General features: G+C 70.6%; 12 protein-coding genes. 6 read left to right on the top strand and 6 right to left on the bottom strand.

Features of this window, described 5'->3' with window-relative positions; all coding sequences use genetic code 11:
* Positions 1 to 13 precede the first annotated feature (13 nt).
* Positions 14 to 1,363: a DUF6716 putative glycosyltransferase gene (locus SSP24_RS36955; RefSeq protein WP_141314712.1), complete on the bottom strand. Its 1,350-nt coding sequence runs from the start codon at positions 1,361 to 1,363 to the stop codon at positions 14 to 16.
* A 198-nt stretch (positions 1,364 to 1,561) separates the two neighbouring features.
* Here SSP24_RS36955 and SSP24_RS36950 point away from each other — a divergent pair, with 198 nt between their 5' ends.
* From SSP24_RS36950 to SSP24_RS36930, 5 genes are all read left to right on the top strand, one after another.
* Entirely contained in the window at positions 1,562 to 2,548 is a 987-nt protein-coding gene (locus tag SSP24_RS36950; protein ID WP_141314710.1) for a glycosyltransferase family 2 protein, read from the top strand.
* Positions 2,548 to 3,879: an alpha-2,8-polysialyltransferase family protein gene (locus SSP24_RS36945; protein WP_141314708.1), complete on the top strand. Its 1,332-nt coding sequence runs from the start codon at positions 2,548 to 2,550 to the stop codon at positions 3,877 to 3,879. The genes SSP24_RS36950 and SSP24_RS36945 overlap by 1 nt, the downstream gene beginning before the upstream one ends.
* A 188-nt stretch (positions 3,880 to 4,067) precedes the next feature.
* A complete protein-coding gene (locus SSP24_RS36940) occupies positions 4,068 to 6,794 on the top strand; it encodes a glycosyltransferase family 4 protein (RefSeq protein ID WP_141314706.1) in 2,727 nt (908 codons plus the stop codon).
* A gap of 240 nt (positions 6,795 to 7,034) precedes the next feature.
* The gene (locus tag SSP24_RS36935; RefSeq protein ID WP_141314703.1) at positions 7,035 to 7,976 is read left to right on the top strand and encodes a class I SAM-dependent methyltransferase; all 942 of its coding nucleotides are present in this window, start codon (positions 7,035 to 7,037) and stop codon (positions 7,974 to 7,976) included.
* Between the two features lie 233 nt (positions 7,977 to 8,209).
* Positions 8,210 to 9,418 carry an acyltransferase family protein gene (locus SSP24_RS36930; protein ID WP_141314701.1) on the top strand — a complete coding sequence of 403 codons (1,209 nt, stop codon included), beginning with the start codon at positions 8,210 to 8,212 and terminating at the stop codon, positions 9,416 to 9,418.
* Between the two features lie 10 nt (positions 9,419 to 9,428).
* Here SSP24_RS36930 and SSP24_RS36925 read toward each other — a convergent pair whose 3' ends face one another.
* The 5 genes from SSP24_RS36925 to SSP24_RS36905 form a co-directional block, all read right to left on the bottom strand.
* Complete coding sequence (locus SSP24_RS36925) at positions 9,429 to 9,782, bottom strand: hypothetical protein (protein WP_141314699.1); 354 nt, start codon at positions 9,780 to 9,782, stop codon at positions 9,429 to 9,431.
* A gap of 101 nt (positions 9,783 to 9,883) precedes the next feature.
* Complete coding sequence (locus SSP24_RS36920; protein WP_141314697.1) at positions 9,884 to 13,273, bottom strand: ALF repeat-containing protein; 3,390 nt, start codon at positions 13,271 to 13,273, stop codon at positions 9,884 to 9,886.
* A gap of 230 nt (positions 13,274 to 13,503) precedes the next feature.
* On the bottom strand, positions 13,504 to 15,708 hold the full coding sequence (locus SSP24_RS36915) for a trypsin-like serine protease (protein WP_141314695.1): 2,205 nt from the start codon (positions 15,706 to 15,708) through the stop codon (positions 13,504 to 13,506).
* A 95-nt stretch (positions 15,709 to 15,803) separates the two neighbouring features.
* Positions 15,804 to 16,325 (bottom strand): hypothetical protein, encoded by a 522-nt coding sequence (locus tag SSP24_RS36910; RefSeq protein ID WP_174864784.1) that lies wholly within the window; start codon positions 16,323 to 16,325, stop codon positions 15,804 to 15,806.
* Positions 16,326 to 16,636: 311 nt separating this feature from the next.
* Positions 16,637 to 17,293 carry a TetR/AcrR family transcriptional regulator C-terminal domain-containing protein gene (locus SSP24_RS36905; protein ID WP_373306780.1) on the bottom strand — a complete coding sequence of 219 codons (657 nt, stop codon included), beginning with the start codon at positions 17,291 to 17,293 and terminating at the stop codon, positions 16,637 to 16,639.
* A gap of 94 nt (positions 17,294 to 17,387) precedes the next feature.
* On the opposite strand from SSP24_RS36905, the gene SSP24_RS36900 reads away from it, so the two are divergent.
* Positions 17,388 to 17,908 (top strand): FAD-dependent monooxygenase (locus tag SSP24_RS36900; RefSeq protein WP_167529811.1); only part of this gene is annotated, 521 nt, incomplete at its 3' end.

Here is a 17,908-nt window from a genome sequence, read left to right as displayed (position 1 = left end):
GGGTTGGTGCGGCTCACAGCTCCCCCATCCGCCGGATGACGGGCGCGACCCGCTGGACGCCGTGCCGGTAGGCGCCGCGTGCGGCGCGGCGCACTATCTGCCGCACCGGGCCGGGCTCCTTGTCGTGCGCGGGGGCGCCGGGCAGCGGGGTGCCGTCGGGGCCGAGGTGGTGCCGGGCGAGGATGCCGGGCAGATAGCCGGGAGCGGTCGCCGGTGTGTAGTACGGCGTCAGGGGCGGCAGTCCGCCGGGCTGCGCGAGCAGCTTGGTGATCCGCTCCCGGGCCGCGTCGAAGGCGGTCTCGTACGAGCCGTCGGCGGCGACGCCCTGCCGGGCCACCCAGTCGGCGTCCGGCGTGGGCCGGTGCCCGGCGTCGAGCTGGTCCCAGGAGGCGAGGCAGCCGGAGCCGACGAAGTGGTGGTTGCCGAGTACCTCACGCACACCGAGGTCGGTGAGGACGACGGTGGGGATCCGGCGGTGCAGCGACTCCAGCGCGGCCGTCGAGCTGACCGTGACGAGCAGGTCCGTGCGGTCCAGGACCTCGCCCATGTTGCCGTAGACGAGCTGGAAGTTGGGGGGCAGCTCGCCGAACTTCTGCGCCAGCTTCTGGTACGGCAGTTCCTCGATGTGGGTGGTGTGCTCACCCGGCTTGGAGCGCAGCTTGAGCAGCACCTCGCGTTCGGGGTGCAGCCGCGCGTGCTGGATGAGGCGGTTCAGCAGGTACGTACGGTCCTTGCGGCTCTCGGGGACCGACGGCTGCGCCGCGAACACCACCGTGTACGGGTCGTGCTCGCCGGTGTACTTCGCGCCGCCCAGGAACGGCAGTGCCACCTCGGTGACCGCGGTGGAGTCGGCGCCGACCCCGTCGTACACCGCGCGGAAACGCTCGGCGTCCTGGCGGGAGTTGGCGAGGACGAGGTCCGCGCCGTGCCTCAGCAGCAGACCGTCGGCGAGCTTCTCGTAGACGACGCCGACGTAGCCGGTGACGACGACGGGTCGCTGCTCGCGGTCCTCCCACACCCGCTTCAGGCCGTGCAGCATCGCCTGCACACCGCCGCCGACCAGGGACAGCACCAGCACGTCGTACGACTCCTGCGCCATGGTGCGCAGAAATTCGACGGCCGTCACTTCCTTGAGGGAGTCGGCGCGGACACCCACTTCGGCCAGCTGGCGGGGCGTGGGGGTGGCCCGGCCGCGCAGCAGAAATCCGTCCAGGGCAGGGGCAACTTGCGCCTCGCCTTGCGGTCCGGCTTCCATGGACGGGCCCGGAGCGATACGGCTCGCCGTCAGCGCACCCCATTTCCAGCGGGTGTCCGAGTCGGCGAGTACTGCGATCCGCGTGGGCTTCGTTGTACTTGGTGGCACACCCCAGACGCTAGGAAGCAATTTCTAGTTGCTGGCTAACCTCGTGTCAACGAAAAGTTAACAGCACCCCACTGAGAGCCGAACTGGCTCGCCGAAGCCCAGGAAGTACACGGTATGCACCGTTCCGACACATCGAGTTCACCCACAGTATCCTCACCGGAAAGTTCCCCAGCCGGACCACCTCCTAGGCTTTCGCAGGTGCCCAAGCTTTCCGTGATCGTGCCGTTCTACAACGTGCAGCAATACGCCCCGGACAACCTGAGAAGCCTTCGCGCGAATGCCAGGTCGGACTTCGAGTTCATCCTGGTCGACGACAAATCGAAGGACGAAACGCCCGCGATCCTCGAACGTGCGGCCGAAGAGCTCTCCGAGGTCGCTCAGGTGCGCTATATCCGCAGAGAGGAAAACGGGGGGCTGGCCACCGCACGCAACACCGGCCTCGATGCCGCGACCGGCGAGTACATCACCTTCCTGGACGGTGACGACTGGCTCGCCCCCGGCTACTACAGCGAGCTGGTCGCGGCCATCGAGGAGCTGGGCTGCGACTTCGTCCGCACCGACCACGTCCAGGCCACCCACCGCGCCCGCACCGTGCACCGCGCGCCCGTCGGGCTCCGGAACGAGGTGATGAACCCGCGCGACGCCATCCTGCCCGCCGACCGCTCGACCTCCGTGGACTACGCCTACGCCTGGGCCGGCGCCTTCCACCGCCGGCTGCTGGACAAGGGCGTGCTGCACTTCACCGACGGGCTGCGCACCGCCGAGGACCGGCCGTGGATCTGGAAACTGCACCGCGAGGCGGAGTCCTTCGCCGTGGTGAGCCTGCTCGGCGTGTTCTACCGGCGCGGAGTCGCCGGCTCCCTCACGCAGATCGGTGACGTCCGTCAGCTCGACTTCATCCGCGCCTTCGACCAGGTGGTCGAAGAAACGGCGGCGGACCGCGACGCCGACCGGCTGCTGCCCAAGGCGGTGCGCACCTACTGCGCGATCATCGCCCACCATCTGTCGGAGATCGACAAGTTCGAACCGTCCGTGGCCAAGCAGCTGCGGATCATGAGCGCGGCGGCCATAAAGCGCATGCCGCAGGACGCCCTCGGCGACGTACTCGACACCATGGACCTGCGGCGCGCCTCCAAGCTGCGGCGGCTGCGGCGCCGGATCACCACAGCGAAGGCGGCTGCCTGATGTCCCGTACCACCCAGATCTTCTGCGTCTCCACGCTGTACGGCGCCGCCACGCTCGCCGCCGCGATCGACTCCGACTGCTTCGAGGAGCCGGACCGCCGGGTGCTGCTGGTGTTCAACAACTCGGCGACACCGGAGACCACTCCGGCCGTCGACGAGATGCCGGGCTTCGGCACGCTGCGCGACCACTTCGACGACGTACTGTCCTTCAACGAGGCGATCCGTCCCTTCCACCCCGGCGCCTGGGCGCCGCGCCCCGACGACCTGCCGCTGTTCGAGCGCTATCTGCGGCTGCTGTGGGGGCTGGGCGACGACCGGGTCGAGCTGGTCGTGGAGTCCATCCAGGTCAACCCGGCGCTCGGCCTGGCCCAGATCTTCACCGGCGCCCCGGTGCACGTCTACGCCGACGGCCTGATGAGCTATGGCCCCACCCGCAACAAGCTCGACCCGCTGGTCGGCACCCGCGTCCGGCGCCTGCTCCACCTGGACCTCGTGCCCGGTCTCACCCCGCTGCTGCTGACCGAGTTCGACGTGCCGGCGCAGGTGGTGCCGTCGGACGCGTTCCTCAAGGTCATGAGCGGACTCACCGGCGCCGCCGGGGAGCTGCCCGACCTCCCGGACAACGCCGCCCTGCTGCTCGGCCAGTACCTGTCCGCGCTGAACATCCTCTCCCCCGCCGAGGAGGAGAACCTGCATGTGCGGATGATGCGCGGGGCCGTGCAGCGCGGGCACCGCGCGATCGTGTTCAAGCCGCACCCCACCGCGCCGGCCCGCTACAGCCGCGCGCTGGAGGCCGAGGCGGAGAAGCTGGGCGTCGAGCTCACCGTGCTGGACACCCCCGTCCTGGCCGAGGTGCTGTTCGCCCAGGCGCGGCCCGCGCTGGTCGTCGGCTGTTTCTCGACCGCGCTGTTCACCGCGTCCGCGCTGTACGACCTGCCGGTCGCCCGCATCGGCACCGAGCAGCTGCTGGACCGGCTGACGCCGTATCAGAACAGCAACCGCGTGCCGGTCGCCCTGGCCGACGCGCTGCTGCCGGACCTGGAGGAGACGAAGGGCGCCGGCACCCTGCCGGGCGAACTGCTGAACGGCCTGATCAACACGCTCGGGTTCACCATGCAGCCGCAGATCTACCCGAACCTGCGCCCGGCCGCGGAACGGTTCCTCGCCCAGCACTTCGGCCCGCGCACCCAGCGCTACTTCAAGAAGCGCCGGCTCACGTCGCTGGGCCTGCCGGGCGGTATCCCGGCACGGCTGTCGTTCCTGCCGCGCAACTCCACGGCACGGCGCATGGTGCGGCGGGCGCGGGCGCTGAAGAAGGCGGTACGCCGCTGACCACGCCGCAGACCACATAGAAGTCGCAGATCGTTCACCCAGAATTCCACTCGGGTTCGAATTCCGGGGGTACTGGGCACTCTTTGATTACCATTCGAAGGTATGCCCGGTCCTCCGGAACTCACGAGGCCCCCTGCATCGTGGCGCCTTCCTTCCTCCTCAAGTAGTCGGAGTGGACTGGTACTTCTATGCGTATCGCTGTGTTTGTCGAGAACCGCAACGGCGTCAATCTCGCCTCCGAGATCATGCGGGCCCGCAAGGCCGAGACGCACTCCTTCCACCTGGTCACGGCGGACCGGGACGGCCATGTCGCCGAGTGGATCGAGCAGGAGGCCGCGGCCCGCTTCGACGGCCTGGCGGTGCGCAATCTCTTCGCCGTGGACGAGGCGCTCAGCAACGAGGAGTTCCTGGAGGAGCTGGGCCGCCGCATCCGGGCGTTCGCCGAGGAAGAGGGCATCGACCGGCTGGTGTTCTTCAACGACCAGTCGCAGCGCGGCCGCCGGGTCGCGCAGGCGCTGCGCCGCAGCGTGCCGCTGATCCTCGTCCAGGACGGCCATCTGGACTTCCACTTCAAGAGAACCGACGCGGGCCTGCGCGACCAGAACTGGTACTACGGCTCGTCCTCCCCGGCCGCCGTCTGCGTGTGGGGCCCGGCCACGGCGCACCATCTGATGTTCCGTACGGCCGACGCCAACCCGCCGGTCCACATCACCGGCGCGCTCTCGCACAGCGACGACCCCGCGCTGCTGCGCGCCGCTCGCTCCACCACGCACCGGCACGCAAAGCGCCCCGGTGAGGCGCTGCGCATCGTCGTCCTGGACCAGCCGCTGAGCGACCAGCGCAAGCTGTCCAAGGGCGACCACCGCAAGCAGCTCACCGAACTGTGCGCGGCGCTCGCCGAGTTCGGCGAGGTCGAGATCAAACCGCACCCCTCCACGCTGGAGGGCCACCTCAACTGGCTGCGCACCCTGCCCGACGTGACGATCCTGGAGGAGACGGCGCTGCTCGACGCCGAGGCGCTCGACGGCTACGACCTCGCCATCACGTTCTTCTCCACCACCTACCTGCAGACGCTGCGGGCAGGCACCCCGCTGATCCTGTTCAGCCCGCCCCCGCTGAACATCGTCTTCCCCACCATCAACCACCCCCTGCTGCGCAATGTCGGCACCGTCGGGGAACTCGTCGACGTCGTCGCCGACCTGCAGCGTTCGGGCAAGTTCATCGCCAACGCGCACGGCGAGCCCGTCGAGCACTTCCTCACGTTCAGCGACGATGTCGCCGAGGACGTCATGCGGCACATCGCGGAGGTCTCGGTGCCGGCCGAGCGGCCGGCCGGTGAGTCGCCGGAAGGCCCGGCCGACGGCACCGCCGCCGTCCCCCTGTCGCGGGCCGACCGCGCCCTGCGCGCCGTCCAGCAGCGGCAGCGCAAGCCCCGTTCCCTGGCCGTGCTGGGCCTGGGCTTCTCGTATGTCACCGGCGTGGCGATCCCCGTCCTCACCTACACCCAGTCGCTGCTCGCCCAGAGCCCGGTCGACGTCCGCTACTTCGACCTCGGGGTCTACACCCGGGCCGAGGACGTGCTGGCCGACCTGGAGGGCGCCGAGGTCGTGCTGATCAACAGCCTGGCGCCGTTCTGGCGTTCCCCGCTCGCCAACGACCTGGTGGAGGCGCTGCACGCCGTCGGACGCTCCGTGGTGCTCTACGCACACGAGACGGAGTACGTCATGAACTTCGAGGGCGAGCAGCACGCGCTGCGCCATGCGGAGATGCTGAAGGTCCTGCCGAAGATGAAGGTCCTGTGCGTCTCCACCGCCCAGGCCGACATGTTCCGCCAGCTCGGCGTGAACGACCCGGTGGTCATCTACAACACGGTGCCGCGCGACACCCACCGCGACCGCGCCCGGCGCACCCCGGGCGCCGAGCCGCGGATCGTCATGGTCGGCTCGATGCAGGACCGCAAGGGCCTCGACCTGTTCTCGCGGGTCGCGGAGCTGGCGCACGCCCAGGGCCTGGCGTGGAAGTTCGCGTGGATCGGTCACAAGACGTGGCGCATCGGCCCCTCGACGCTGCTTTCGGACCGCGTCGAGTGGATGGGAGCGCTCTCCCGAGACCGGGTGCGCGAGGAACTGGCCGCGTCCGACGTCTTCTTCCTCTCCAGTGTCGACGACCCGATGCCGCTGTCGGTGGTCGAGGCGGTGCAGCAGCGCCTGCGGACGGTCACGTACCACCGGGTGGGTTCCCGGGAGGTGCTGGAAGGGGTGCCCGGGTACCGCTCGTTCGCCGAGTACACGCCGGAGGCGGCCTTCGAGGCGCTGCGCGGTGTGCTCGCGGAGGAGGTCTCGGAGGAGGAGTACCAGGATGTCGAGGAGCTGTTCGACATCCCCGCCTTCACCGCCCGGATGACGGCGGCGCTCGGGCTGCCGGGCCCGGGTGAGGACAGCCGGCTCGCGATCGCGGCCGACAGTGCCCTGAGCGCGGACGACAACGACGGGGCCAACGACGGGGCCGAGGAAGGACTCTCCACGGAGGGCGACACCGAGTCGGCCCGGCTGTTCTCCGCGGTGCTCTCCCGGCACGGTCGGTATCTCGCCGAGGACTTCACCCGCCACTTCAAGGCGGGCAAGTTCGACGAGGCACTGCGCGTGGGCACGGAGATACTGCGCCGCAGGCAGCCGGTGGACGTGCTCATCGGCATGGCCGAGATACGGGCCCAGCGCGGCAACGTGAAGGACGCGTGCCAGCTGCTGTCGGCGGCCGCGATCGCGGGCGGCGACCGGGCCCGGGTGTGGTCGGAGGTCGCCCGGGTGGCGGGGCTGCTCGGGGCGCGGGGACGGGCCATACGGCAGCTCGCCCGCAAGGAGTCGATCCGCATAGAGCTCGGCAACCGTTCCGCACGGCTGCTCAAGTCCGACTGAGCCGATCCGCACGGTCCTGTGGCCCCGGCGTGCGGCGGAGGCGACTCCGCCGCACGCCGGGGCTTTGGTATGCCCTCCACCGCCCCGCTTTCGCCATGCGGAGTTCGACAGATGTTTCCCGAACGGTCAATTCCGTAGACCTTACGTTCGACGAACACAGGCCTAGCCTTTGCCCCACCCGCGCCTCAGTGCCGTGATCGGATCCCATTCCTTCAGCGATTGTTCGAGGTCATCGGTTCCATGAAAAGCCGCTCCCTGCTCCGCAGTTCGGCCTCCCGGCGCCTTCTGGCTCCGTTCGCCGAGTTGGTCGACCAGCGCATCGAGCGGCAGGTCCGCTCCGCTGTCGCCGCGGCCGCCGTCGACAACGACCGGACGGAGATCGCCCAGCTGAGACGCGAGCTCGACGAGCTGCGGAACCAGAAGTTCACGCTCGACATGCTGCTCGGCCCGCGAGCGCGGGGCTCCAGCCGCGGGCTGGCGAAGGCCCCGACGGACCGGCTGATCTCCGAGGTGGCCAAGCTGTGCGGCGACCGGGAGGCCGCCGACCGCAACGTGATCACCGCCTACCGACTGCTGATCGCACTGGAGTCGCTGGGCGTCGGCCGGATCGCCGGCGGCACCATGAACATCTGCGGCAAGCTGGGCACGATACCCCTGCTGGACCCGCCGAACGACGAGATCCTGGAGATCGGCACGCTGTACGGCATGTTCTCCGCCGGGCTGATCCGGATGATGGAGCGTTCCGGCCGCAGCCCGAGCCTGACCATCGTCGACCCGTTCGCCGGTGTGCAGCTCCAGCCCGGAACCGAGCAGCGCAACGACCCGACGGGCACCCCGGTCGACGAGCACGCCGTACGCACCAACCTCGCACTGGCCGGGCAGGCGGGCATCGCGGCCCGCATCCAGCAGGGCTTCTCGGAGGACGCCGAGACCCGTGCGGCCGTGTCCGACCGCAGCTACGGCGTGATCATCGTGGACGGCGACCACTCGGCCGAGGGCGTCCTCGCGGATCTGCAGTGGGCCGAGGAGATAGCGGCGCCCGGCGCGATCGTGGTGCTCGACGACTTCGGTGACCCGAACTGGCCGGGCATCAAGGACGCCATGGACAAGCACTTGGCGGGCGAGACGCGTTTCACCTACCTCGGCAAGGCGGCACGCTCGGCGTTTCTGCGCGCTTCCTGAAACGCCTTACCGGGCCCCTGGCAGCACTCCTGTGATATCGAACTCACAGCAGCCCTTCATCTTTCCGGAAGATGAACTACAGAGGTCCGATGGGCTAATCACACCTGCCGTGCACGGGGGCACGCCATTTCGGGCCCTAGGGTGGCGCGTACATTCGTTCTTTTCGACCCGGCGCATTTCGATCACCGGCTGCGCCGGGCACGGCCCGCAGAGGCGGTACGAGAGGTGTCAGCGTGACCGAAACGGTCGTGAGCACGACGAAAGCGCAGTCGGGCACGGCAGCGCTCACGAACGCACCGGTCGGGCTGACCTCGTCGCCGCCGGAGCATCCGAAGTCGCAGAAAAAGAAGCAGGACAAGGCCGGGGGCGGCCGGCTCCGGGCCCTGGACGGGCTGCGGCTGCTGGCCGCGCTGATGGTGGCCGGGTACCACTACGGCGGCCGGGGCGGATACGTCACCGAGGCCTGGGGGTCGTCGCCGAAGTTCCAGTTCCCCACCCTTCACACGCTGCTGTCCTACGGCTGCCTCGGCGTCCAGATCTTCTTCGTGATCAGTGGTTTCGTCATCTGTATGAGCGGCTGGGGCCGGTCGCTGCGCCCGTACTTCGCCTCGCGCGTCGCACGGCTGCTGCCCGCGTACTGGGTGGCGGTCATCCTGGTGACGGCGGTGTTCGCGCTGCCCGCGGTGGCCTACGAGGCGGTGTCGCCGAGCGACGCGCTGCTGAACCTGACGCTGCTTCAGGAGCCGCTGGGGGCCGAGCGGGTGCTCGGCGTGGACTGGACGCTGTGGGTGGAGGTCCGCTTCTACGCGCTGTTCGCCCTGTTCATCGTGCTGCCCGGGGCCAACCGGCGGCGGATCGTGCTGTTCTGCGCGGTCTGGACGCTGGCCGCGGCCATCGCGCAGTCCGCCGACGAACCGCTGATGTCGCTGATCCTGATGCCCGAGTACGCGCCGTTCTTCATCGGCGGCATCGGCATCTACCTGCTGCACCGCGACCGGCGGGACATCACCGCGTGGGGCATCGTGGCGGTGAGCTGGCTGACCGGTCAGCACTACGCGGTGGCCGACCTGTGGCACCCGCAGACGCCGGACCAGTTCTCCTACCGTTCGTCCTTCGTCATCATCCTCATCGTCACCTTCGGCTTCGGCGCGGTCCTCGCCGTCGCCCTGGGCTGGCTGCGCTGGGCCGACTGGCGGTGGCTGACGGTGGCGGGCGCGCTGACCTACCCGTTCTACCTGGTCCACGAGCACCTGGGATGGGTCGTGATCAAGGTCCTGCACCAGGACTTCGGACTGTCCTCCTGGGTCACGGTCACCTCGACCGTCGCGCTGATGCTGCTGCTGGCCTGGCTGCTCAACCGGTACGTGGAGAAGTGGGCCACGCCCCTGCTGCGCCGGTCGCTGACCGGGGGCTCGGTGGCGCGGCGCGTGGTGAAGGGCTGAGGGTCCGGGGTCAGATCGAGAGAGCGGCACCCAGGAGCGCCATCACCAGCACCGAGGCGTAGAAGGCCACCTGGTTGCGCACCGGGTAGACGAACCTGTCTCTCGACACGCCCCGGCGCACGTCCTCGGCGTACGCGGAGAACAGCTTCCTGGACGGGAACAGGCCCACCATGAGCCCCGTCCACGTGAAGGCGTACATCACCAGCATCTGCCGTTCGTTCCAGCGCCCGAACGGGGAGGCAGCCACCACCGTCATGACGAGACAGCAACCGACGGAGACGGCGAGGAACACCATCGTCACCTTGCTCATCCTCATGCACCGCTGGACGGCGATGCCGCCGACGAGGATGGCGACAGCCGCCATGAGCACGAGGTAACCCAGAGGAAGCCGCGCGAGCATACCGGTCCCTTTCTGTGCGGCCCGGGAGCCGGCAGAGATTCTCCACCGGCCCCCGGGCACAGGTGTCAGTCGTCGCCGAACATGTCCGAAAGCACACCGGTGACGCCCGAGACGACGTCGGCGCCGATCTGCGTGATCTTCGTGGCCACGGGAGCCACGATCTCCTCCCCCACCCGGGCCGCATCATCGAGCCACTTGGCATGACCGAACGTGACCAGCCCCACCGCCGCAAGCGCGAGGGAGGTCTTGAACTTGCTGCTCGTGAACCCGTACCCGATGCCGGTGAACAGGACGCTCAACCCGGACAGGACGAGGGAGGCGGTCCCGAGGCCGAGGGCGAGCGGCGCCGTGACCGGTGTGAAGAACGGGATGAAGGACAACAGCCCGGCGGCGGCCGCCGCGAACCCGGTGACCGTACTCGCCAGGTTGGTGGCGTCCGCCGCCCACCGCGCGCTCTCCTTCCACCAGGGCAGGCCGCCCTTGACGGTGTCGTTGTCGGCTGTGTCGGCCGGGTTCGTGCCCGACGCCTGGAGCACGCGCGCGTCCTCGGCCGCCTGCTTGGCCGCCGCGGCGATCTCGGCCTGCCGCTTGACGGCGGCGATCTGGTGCGCCTGGGTCGCGGCGACGGCCGCCGCCTGCGCGTCCTGGCCCGCCTGGATCGCGGACGCGCGGGCGGACGTGGCCGACGCCTGGGCCCAGTTGGCCGAGGCGACGGCACGACTGGCGGCGTCCACGGCGCGGTTGGCCGAGTAGTTCGCCGAGCGGGCGGCCGTGCGGGCGGTGGCGGCCGCCGCCTTCGCCCGGTCGGCCGAGGCCTGCGCGTCCCTGGCCGACTGGTCGGCGGCGTCGGCGTGCGCGTCGGCCTGCTGCGCGTAATCGGCGGCCTGGTCGGCCGACTCCTGCGCCTTCTGCGCCCACTGCGTCGCCTCCGCGGCGGCGTTGCGCGCCTTCGCCGCCGCCTCCTGCGCACGGGCGGCGTCCTCTTGCGCCTTGTGCGCGATCTTCGCCGCGGCGGCGATCGCGCCCTGCATGGCGGCGATATGGGTGGCGGAGTCGTGGTCGAGCTGCGCGGTCTTGTACCGCGCCGAGGCGACGAAGTTGCGGCGCATCCAAGCCGGGCCCTCCATCGCGGCCTGGGCGTGGGCCTTGGTGTACGGTCCGGCGGCGGCGAGGAGCGAGGCGACGGCGACCGCGTCGTCCTCCTGCTGCGCCGCGTCGTAGATGCCGTTGAAGAACTCGCGCAGCGCCTCGGGAGTGCCGGCGTCCAGCGCGTCGTTCGCCGCCTTCGTCACGGCGCTGCCGGGGTTGGTGGCCAGAATGCGGGAGACGGCGACCCGGTTCTCGGCAGCGGCGGCCTCGAACAGGCCGGTGGTGAGGAAGTTCCGCGCGGCGTCGGGGTCGTCGCTCTCCACCGCCGTGACCACCGCGTCGGCGACGTCCGGGCTGGTGGAGACCTGGGCCAGGTAGAGGGCGGTCTCCCGGTCGTCCTGCCGCTGGGCCAGCTGCCGGTCGGCGTCGATCCAGGCGTGCACGTCGGCGTCCGTACCGCACAGGGCGAACCGTGCGGCCTCGCGCGACCAGTTGCCGTGGGAGTTCATCAGGGCGATGGCCGCCTTGCGCCCCACCGTGGCGGCCAGCGTCGTGTCGCCCGCTCGGAGCGCTTCCTCGGCCCGGGCGATGAGGTCCTTCGTGGCCTGGTCGGCCTGCGCCTCCTGGGTGCGCCTGGCGAGGAGTTCGGCCTTCTCCCGCGCCTCGATCTCCGCGAGCAGGCGGCACTCCTCGATGGCCTGCCGCATGTCCTCGTCCAGGCGCTGCCACTCGGCCTCCCGCGCCTGCTTCTCCACCTCGACCGCCTTGTTGACGGCTTCGGTGGCGGTGTTCGCGGCCTTGGTGGCCTCGTTGGCGAACTCCGTGGACTTCTTCGCGTACTCCACGGCCTGGCCCGCGTACTCGGCGGCCCATTCGGCCGCCGCGGCGGCCTTCTCCGCGTGGCCGGCCGCGCTGTTCGCGGCGTCCCGCGCGGTGGCGGCCGCCGTCGCCGCCGTGTTCGCGAGGGCCTGCGCGGTCCCGGCGGCGTTGGTGGCGATGGTGGCGTTGGTGCTCGCGATCTGCGCCTGCCGCTTGGCCTCAGCGGCCTGGGCCTGGGCGGCGCCGGCGGCCGCGGCCGCCGTGGCGGAGGCGCCGGCCGCGGCGGCGGCGTTGCGGGCGGCCGAGGCGGCGGCGGAACCGGCGCTCGCGGCCGCGATCGAGGCGGTCGCGGCATGGTCGGCGGCCGTCGCCGCGCTGCGTGCCTTCGCGGCGGCGTTGCGGGCCGCGACGGCGGCGTTCTTGGCGGCCGACGCCTGGGAGGCGTCCTTCGACGCGGCGATGGCCGCGTGGTACGCACGGGCGGCGGCGGAGCCGGCACTGGCCGCGGCCTGGCTCGCGGCGGTCGCGGCGTAGGCGGCGCGGCGGGAGGCCTGGACGGCGGCGTGCGAGGCGCGGATGGCCACCCGGGCCGAGTCGGCCGCACCGGTGGCGGCCTCGGCCGCCTTGCGCGCCGCGTTGCCCGACTTGACCACGTCGTTCTGTGCCGCCTGGGCCTCGGCCGCGGCCTTCTCCGCCGCCTCCCTGGCCTTCGCGGCGGCCGCCACGGCACGGGCAGAGGCCTCCTCGGCCTTCTTCGTCATCGCGTCGGCCTTCTGGCCCTCGCGCTCGACGACGGCGACGAGCTCCCCGATCGTCGCGGCCTCCTGGTCGCGGGCGCGGGCGATGTGCTGGCCGGTGTCGAGGAACCACTCGACGTCGGACGAGGTGCCGTCCAGGGCCCGGGAGGCGTACTTCTGCACCTCCGGCCCGGCCTGCACCAGCATCTTGGCCGCCTCGGCGCGCATGTCCTCAAGGCGCGCGGCGTACTGGCCTTCGAGGAGGTACTCCTCCAGCGCTTGCTGGGTGCCCGCGTTCAATGCGGTGTTGCCGTCTCGTACGACCGCCTTGCCGCCGGTGGCCATGACGGTCGTGGTCACGACGCGCAGGTCCTCCACGAGGGCGCCCTGGAAGCCCGTACTGAGGTAGTCGGCGATGGCCAAGTCGCCGCCCTCCAGCGCGGCGACGGCCTCGCGCCGGGTGCCCTTCCCGCCCCGGGCGAGGGAGGTGAGGACGGCGACGCGGTTGTCCTCCGCCGTGAGCTTGGGCAGATCGGCCGTCAGGAAGGTCTGGACGTCGGTGTCGGAACCGATGAGCGTGAGCTCCGCGGCGGCCCGCACGGCCCTGCCGCCCAGCAGCCACGCCTGGACGACCTTCGACCGGTCCGTGTCCGGCAGGGCGAACGGGTCGCCGTCGTCGCCGCCCACCGGATCACCGGTCGCGGCGGTGGCGGGTACGGGGCTGAGCACGAGGCTTGAGGTGGCGGCGACGGCCACGGTGGCGGCGAAGGCGCCGAGAACGCGCCGTCTGCTCCAGTAAGTGGTGTTCACAGTGGTCCTTCGGGTTCGGCGCCCGGCGGCGCCCGTACGACCGTGTGCCGCCGGACAGACTGGACGTTCTGCGGTGCCGAAACGGCCGCCGGAGGGCGGCCCGGAACAAAGTGAGGGGGAAAGCGTGGCCCCGGAAGGGAAGTCCCGTCCGGGGCCCGTGCTTACGGCCGTTGGGCTACGGCCGTCGGGTTACGACCGTCGGGTTACGGCCGTTGGATACGACCGTCGGCTCAGCGGATCGCCATGCCGAAGGCCTTGCCCGTGAGGGGCAGGCCGTTGAGGCCGGGCTGGTGGGTGATGACCGTGCCGCCGGTGGCGCCCATGGCGTTGGACCACGGCAGGCCGTGGACGGCGCCGCGCTCGGCGGGACCGTGCGGCATGCCGATCCACAGGTGCGTGCCGGTGGCGTTCAGGTACTTGCCGACGAGCTGCGACGCGCCCGGAGTGCCGGGCAGACCGCGCTCGTTGCCCGCCTCGATCCAGTGGTCGGAGTCACCCGGCGCGCCCAGCAGCGAGAAGGTCTGAACCATCCCGGCGTCCGTTGCCGTGCCGATGTCCTTGCCGGGTACACCGACCGCCAGCAGCATGGTCGAGGCGGTGCCGGTCGCGTTCGGGGCGGTGTTCGCGGCGACCACCTTCGTGCCGAAGCCGTCCTCGGCCGCGGAGGCACCGTTCACGCCTTCGGCGCCCTGGTGGATGGTGGCGAGTTGGCTGACGGCACCGGCCGCGGTGATCCGGAGCGTGGTCACCTGACCGGCCTGCGGGAAGGAGTTGGTGCCGACCCACAGCGTCTCACCGGGCGTGCCGACGGCGAGGATCGAGTCCGTCGCGACGGAGGCGCCGGAGGGGCGGTACGCGACCATGGAGAGCGAGGCGCCGAACAGGTCGCCGCCCTCGGCCCCGTCGCTGATGCCGTCGGTGTCCTGGTTGACGCTCGCCACCGGGGTGGGGATGTTGTCGGCGTTCAGCTCGTGCTTGAGGATCGCCACCATGCCGGCGTCGGCGCTGGTGCCGACCGTCTCACCCGGGGAGCCGATCGCGAGGTGGTTCGGCGAGCCCGCGAGGGAGGCACCGAACTCGTCGCCGTCGCTGATGACGCCGACCACGCCCGGGGAGTCCTGGTGGATGTCGACGTTGACCGACCCGCGCACGTAGTAGACCAGGCCGGCGTCCACGTGCCCCTTCAGGTTCTTGCCGGGCGCGCCGATCAGCAGGTACGGCTCACCGGTGGCCGTCCGGCCCGCGGCGAGCGCGGCGCCCATCCGGTCGCCCGTCTCGGACGCCCGCGCGTCGATGGCGCCCGTACCCGTGCCCTGCTGGAGGTTGAACCCGGCCTTGCCCTGGCCCAGGCCCTGCGGGGCGCCGTACAGGACGGTCACCAGGCCGGCGTCCACCACCGTGCCGACGTCCTCGAAGGGGACGCCGACCACGAGGTCGCTGCAGCCGTCCTCGTCGTAGTCGACGACGGCCAGCTCGCTGCCGAACTCGTCGTCGGCCTCGGCTCCACCGGGAACGTAGGTGAGGTCCTGGTGGAGCGTCTCATTGCCCTTGCCGGCGCCGTAGACGACCTTGAGCAGACCGGCTTCCGACAGGCCGGCCACGGACGCCTTGGGGTCGCTGCCCACCACGTCCTCGGCGCCGTCGCAGTTGAAGTCGGTCACCGGGGTCGCGCCGACCTTGGCGGCCACCCAGTCGCGCAGGTCGTCGACGCGGGTGGCGACACCGCCGGTACGGGTCTCGGACGCGTCGGCCCCGAAGCAACCGCCCTGCCAGGAGCGGCTGTTGACGGCGGCGAGCGTGGCCTGACCGTTCGTCACGCGGAGCACCGGGCCGCCCGCGTCGCCCGCGCAGATCGCGGCGCCGTCCAGGCCGGTCACGGTGGCGGTGGTGGTGTCGGCGGAGTCCACCGAGAAGGCACCGGTGTGCAGCTTCAGCGGGGCCCACTCGGTCTTCGTACGGCCGTATCCGGCGGCCGTCAGCTGCTCGCCGGCGGTGGGCGCGGTGCCGGCCAGGGCCACGGGGGACGCGGTGCTGACCGGCCGGGAGAGGCGGGCGAGAACCAGGTCGCGGTCGGTGCGCGGGACCAGCTCGACCACGGGGATCACCTGACCGGCGGTGGTGGTGAGGTCGGTGCGCCCGATCGTCGCGGTCGTCTTCAGCTTCGGGGCACCGGCGGGCACGGTGAGGTCGGCGGCCGGGTTGTCGGCGAAGCAACTGGCCGCCGTGAGCAGCCATTCGGCGTGGACCAGGGTGCCGGAGCACGCGCGGGTGCCGTCACCGATGTCCAGGCGGGCGGTGTAGCCGTAGGTGGTGCCGGACGCGGCGGTGCCGGAGACGGCGTGCGCGGGCGCGGCGGTCAGGACGACAGGAGTCGTGAGCAGGGCGGCCGCGGCCAGTGCGGCGAGCCGGGCGGGTCTTGCCTGAGGCGTGATCATGTGTTCCCCGGGACGAGGTCTGCGCGTCCGGATGCACCGGACGGCGGACGGCTGATGAGAGACGTCGGCGGTGCGCTGCGCGGGAGTGCGCGGCGCTACTTGGAGGTCCTGATCTCGACGAGCATGAATTCGCGTCCCTGCTCGTCCGCGCTCTCACCCACCGGGGTCCAGGTGTTCCTGGCGATGTCGTACGACTGCTCCGTGCCGTCGACCGTCATGTCGACCTGAGCCGCGTAGTCGTTGCCCTTGATGCTGTAGACCGAGGGGATTTCCAGGGTCAGGTAGCCGGAGTCGCCGGTGGTGCGGAAGCAGATCTTGTCCGAGTTGCGGGCCCAGACCTCCAGCAGCCCGGCGGCGCCGCACTCGCTGAGGACGATGTGGCCGTCACCCCGCTTGAGGGTGATGCCCTGCTCGGCCAGGATCTTGTCCGCCCCCGGGTAGTTGAAGTCCTCGACGGCGTAACCGGGTGCCTCGTCGGCGATGGGTGCGGCCGCCTGGGCGGAGGCGCTCGCCTGCTCGGGCGTGCCCGGCGTGCCTCCCGTCACCACGAGCCAGGCCAGAGCGGCAGCCGCGGCGACGCCCAGGGCGTGCCGCAAGAGTCTCTTCCGTGCCTTCATCACAGTCCTACTCGTCGGTTCCGGCCGACCGGCCGGAACATCGGCTCAACGCAGGCGTGAAGGCAGGCATGGATACATACAGGAGAAAACATGACCGTCCCCCGCCTATGGCCCGCCCTCAACACCCTGTACGAAAAATGCTTACTCGCCCCCCGCAAAACCCCCTTGGCCGTGCCATGAAAACTCATCGTCCAAGTGGTTGTCCACTGTACAAATCGACCTGAATGAGACTCCCACAGGTCCCTCAACTCCCCAGGCGCCACAGGGACTTAACGCAGGGCGGAGCGTACGTGAAGCGCCGGTGAACGACTCTAATGGCCCGGTCGATAACGCGTCGCGATTCCGGCGATCACAATCTGCAGGCCCTCCTCGAAATGCAAGTCGTAATCGCCGAAGAGTTCCGCACCCGCTCGCGCGGCAAGCGGAAATTCGGCCATGCGGCGGGCTCGCTCTTCGACGTCGTAGCCCTCGCGCCGCTCGTCCGGAAGCGGTTGTACGCCCTGTTCCTCGATGACGAAGCCGATGGTGTACGCGTACGTCGTCGAGGTCGCGCGAACGGCCTCGGAAAGGCTGAAACCGGCGGCCGTCAACAGGCCCAGGCGCTCTTCCATGTGACGGGCGTGGTCGAGACCGGTGAACCGTGAGCCACTGAACACCTTCGCGCCGTCGCGATGGGCAAGCAGGGCGGTGCGCAGCGCCCGGTTCTCCCTCAGCAGGCATTCCTGCCAGGTTTCGCCGGGATCGAGGGCGGTTCCGGCGACCATGCGGCGGTACATCTCGGTCGCCATCTCGTCGAGCAGGGCCTGCTTGTCCTTGAAGTGCCAGTACAGGGCGGGCGCCTTGACGTCCAGCTCCCTGGCGATGGCCCGCAGGGTCAGGCCCTCCAGGCCCACCTCGTTCAGCAGCCGCAGGGCGGCGTCCGCCACGCGTCGCCGGTCCAGCGGTGCTCGTCGTTCCGTGTCGCTCACGCTCGTCAACCTATCCCGCGCTTGACAGCTTAACAGCGTTAAGGGCAGGCTTTCGAGCGGTGCCACTTAACAACGTTAAGGAGATGGAGCGGACATGGACGTACTGGACGCACTGATCGTCGGCGCGGGCCCCACCGGACTCACCCTCGCCATCGACCTCGCCCGGCGCGGGGTGGACGCCCTCGTGGTGGAGCGCGCGGACGGGCTGTTCCCCGGTTCGCGGGGCAAGGGCATCCAGCCGCGCACGATGGAGGTCTTCGACGACCTGGGAGTGCTGGATGCGATCCGCGCGGCCGGGGGCGCCTACCCCGTCGGGATGATCTGGCAGAACGGCAAGCGGGTGGGCGAGCACCAGATGTTCGACCCGGCCGAGTCGAGCGAGGACTCGCCGTACGGCGAACCGTGGATGGTGCCGCAGTGGCGCACACAGGAGATCCTCTTCACCCGTCTGAGGGAACTGGCCGGGCATGTCGTCTTCGGCCGGGAGGTCGTGGGGGTGGAGCAGGACGAGGAGGGGGTGACGGTGCGGTTCGCGGAGGGCACGGGGGGCTGCGCGGGGCAGGGCACGGATGGCGCGAGGGCGGACACGGGGCAGGGCGCGGGTGGCCTGAGGGC

The organism is Streptomyces spinoverrucosus, assembly GCF_006539505.1.
Classification (GTDB): Bacteria; Actinomycetota; Actinomycetes; order Streptomycetales; family Streptomycetaceae; genus Streptomyces; species Streptomyces spinoverrucosus.
The sequence above is the reverse complement of the archived record's forward strand: the minus strand, read 5'-3'. Positions and strand labels throughout refer to the sequence as shown.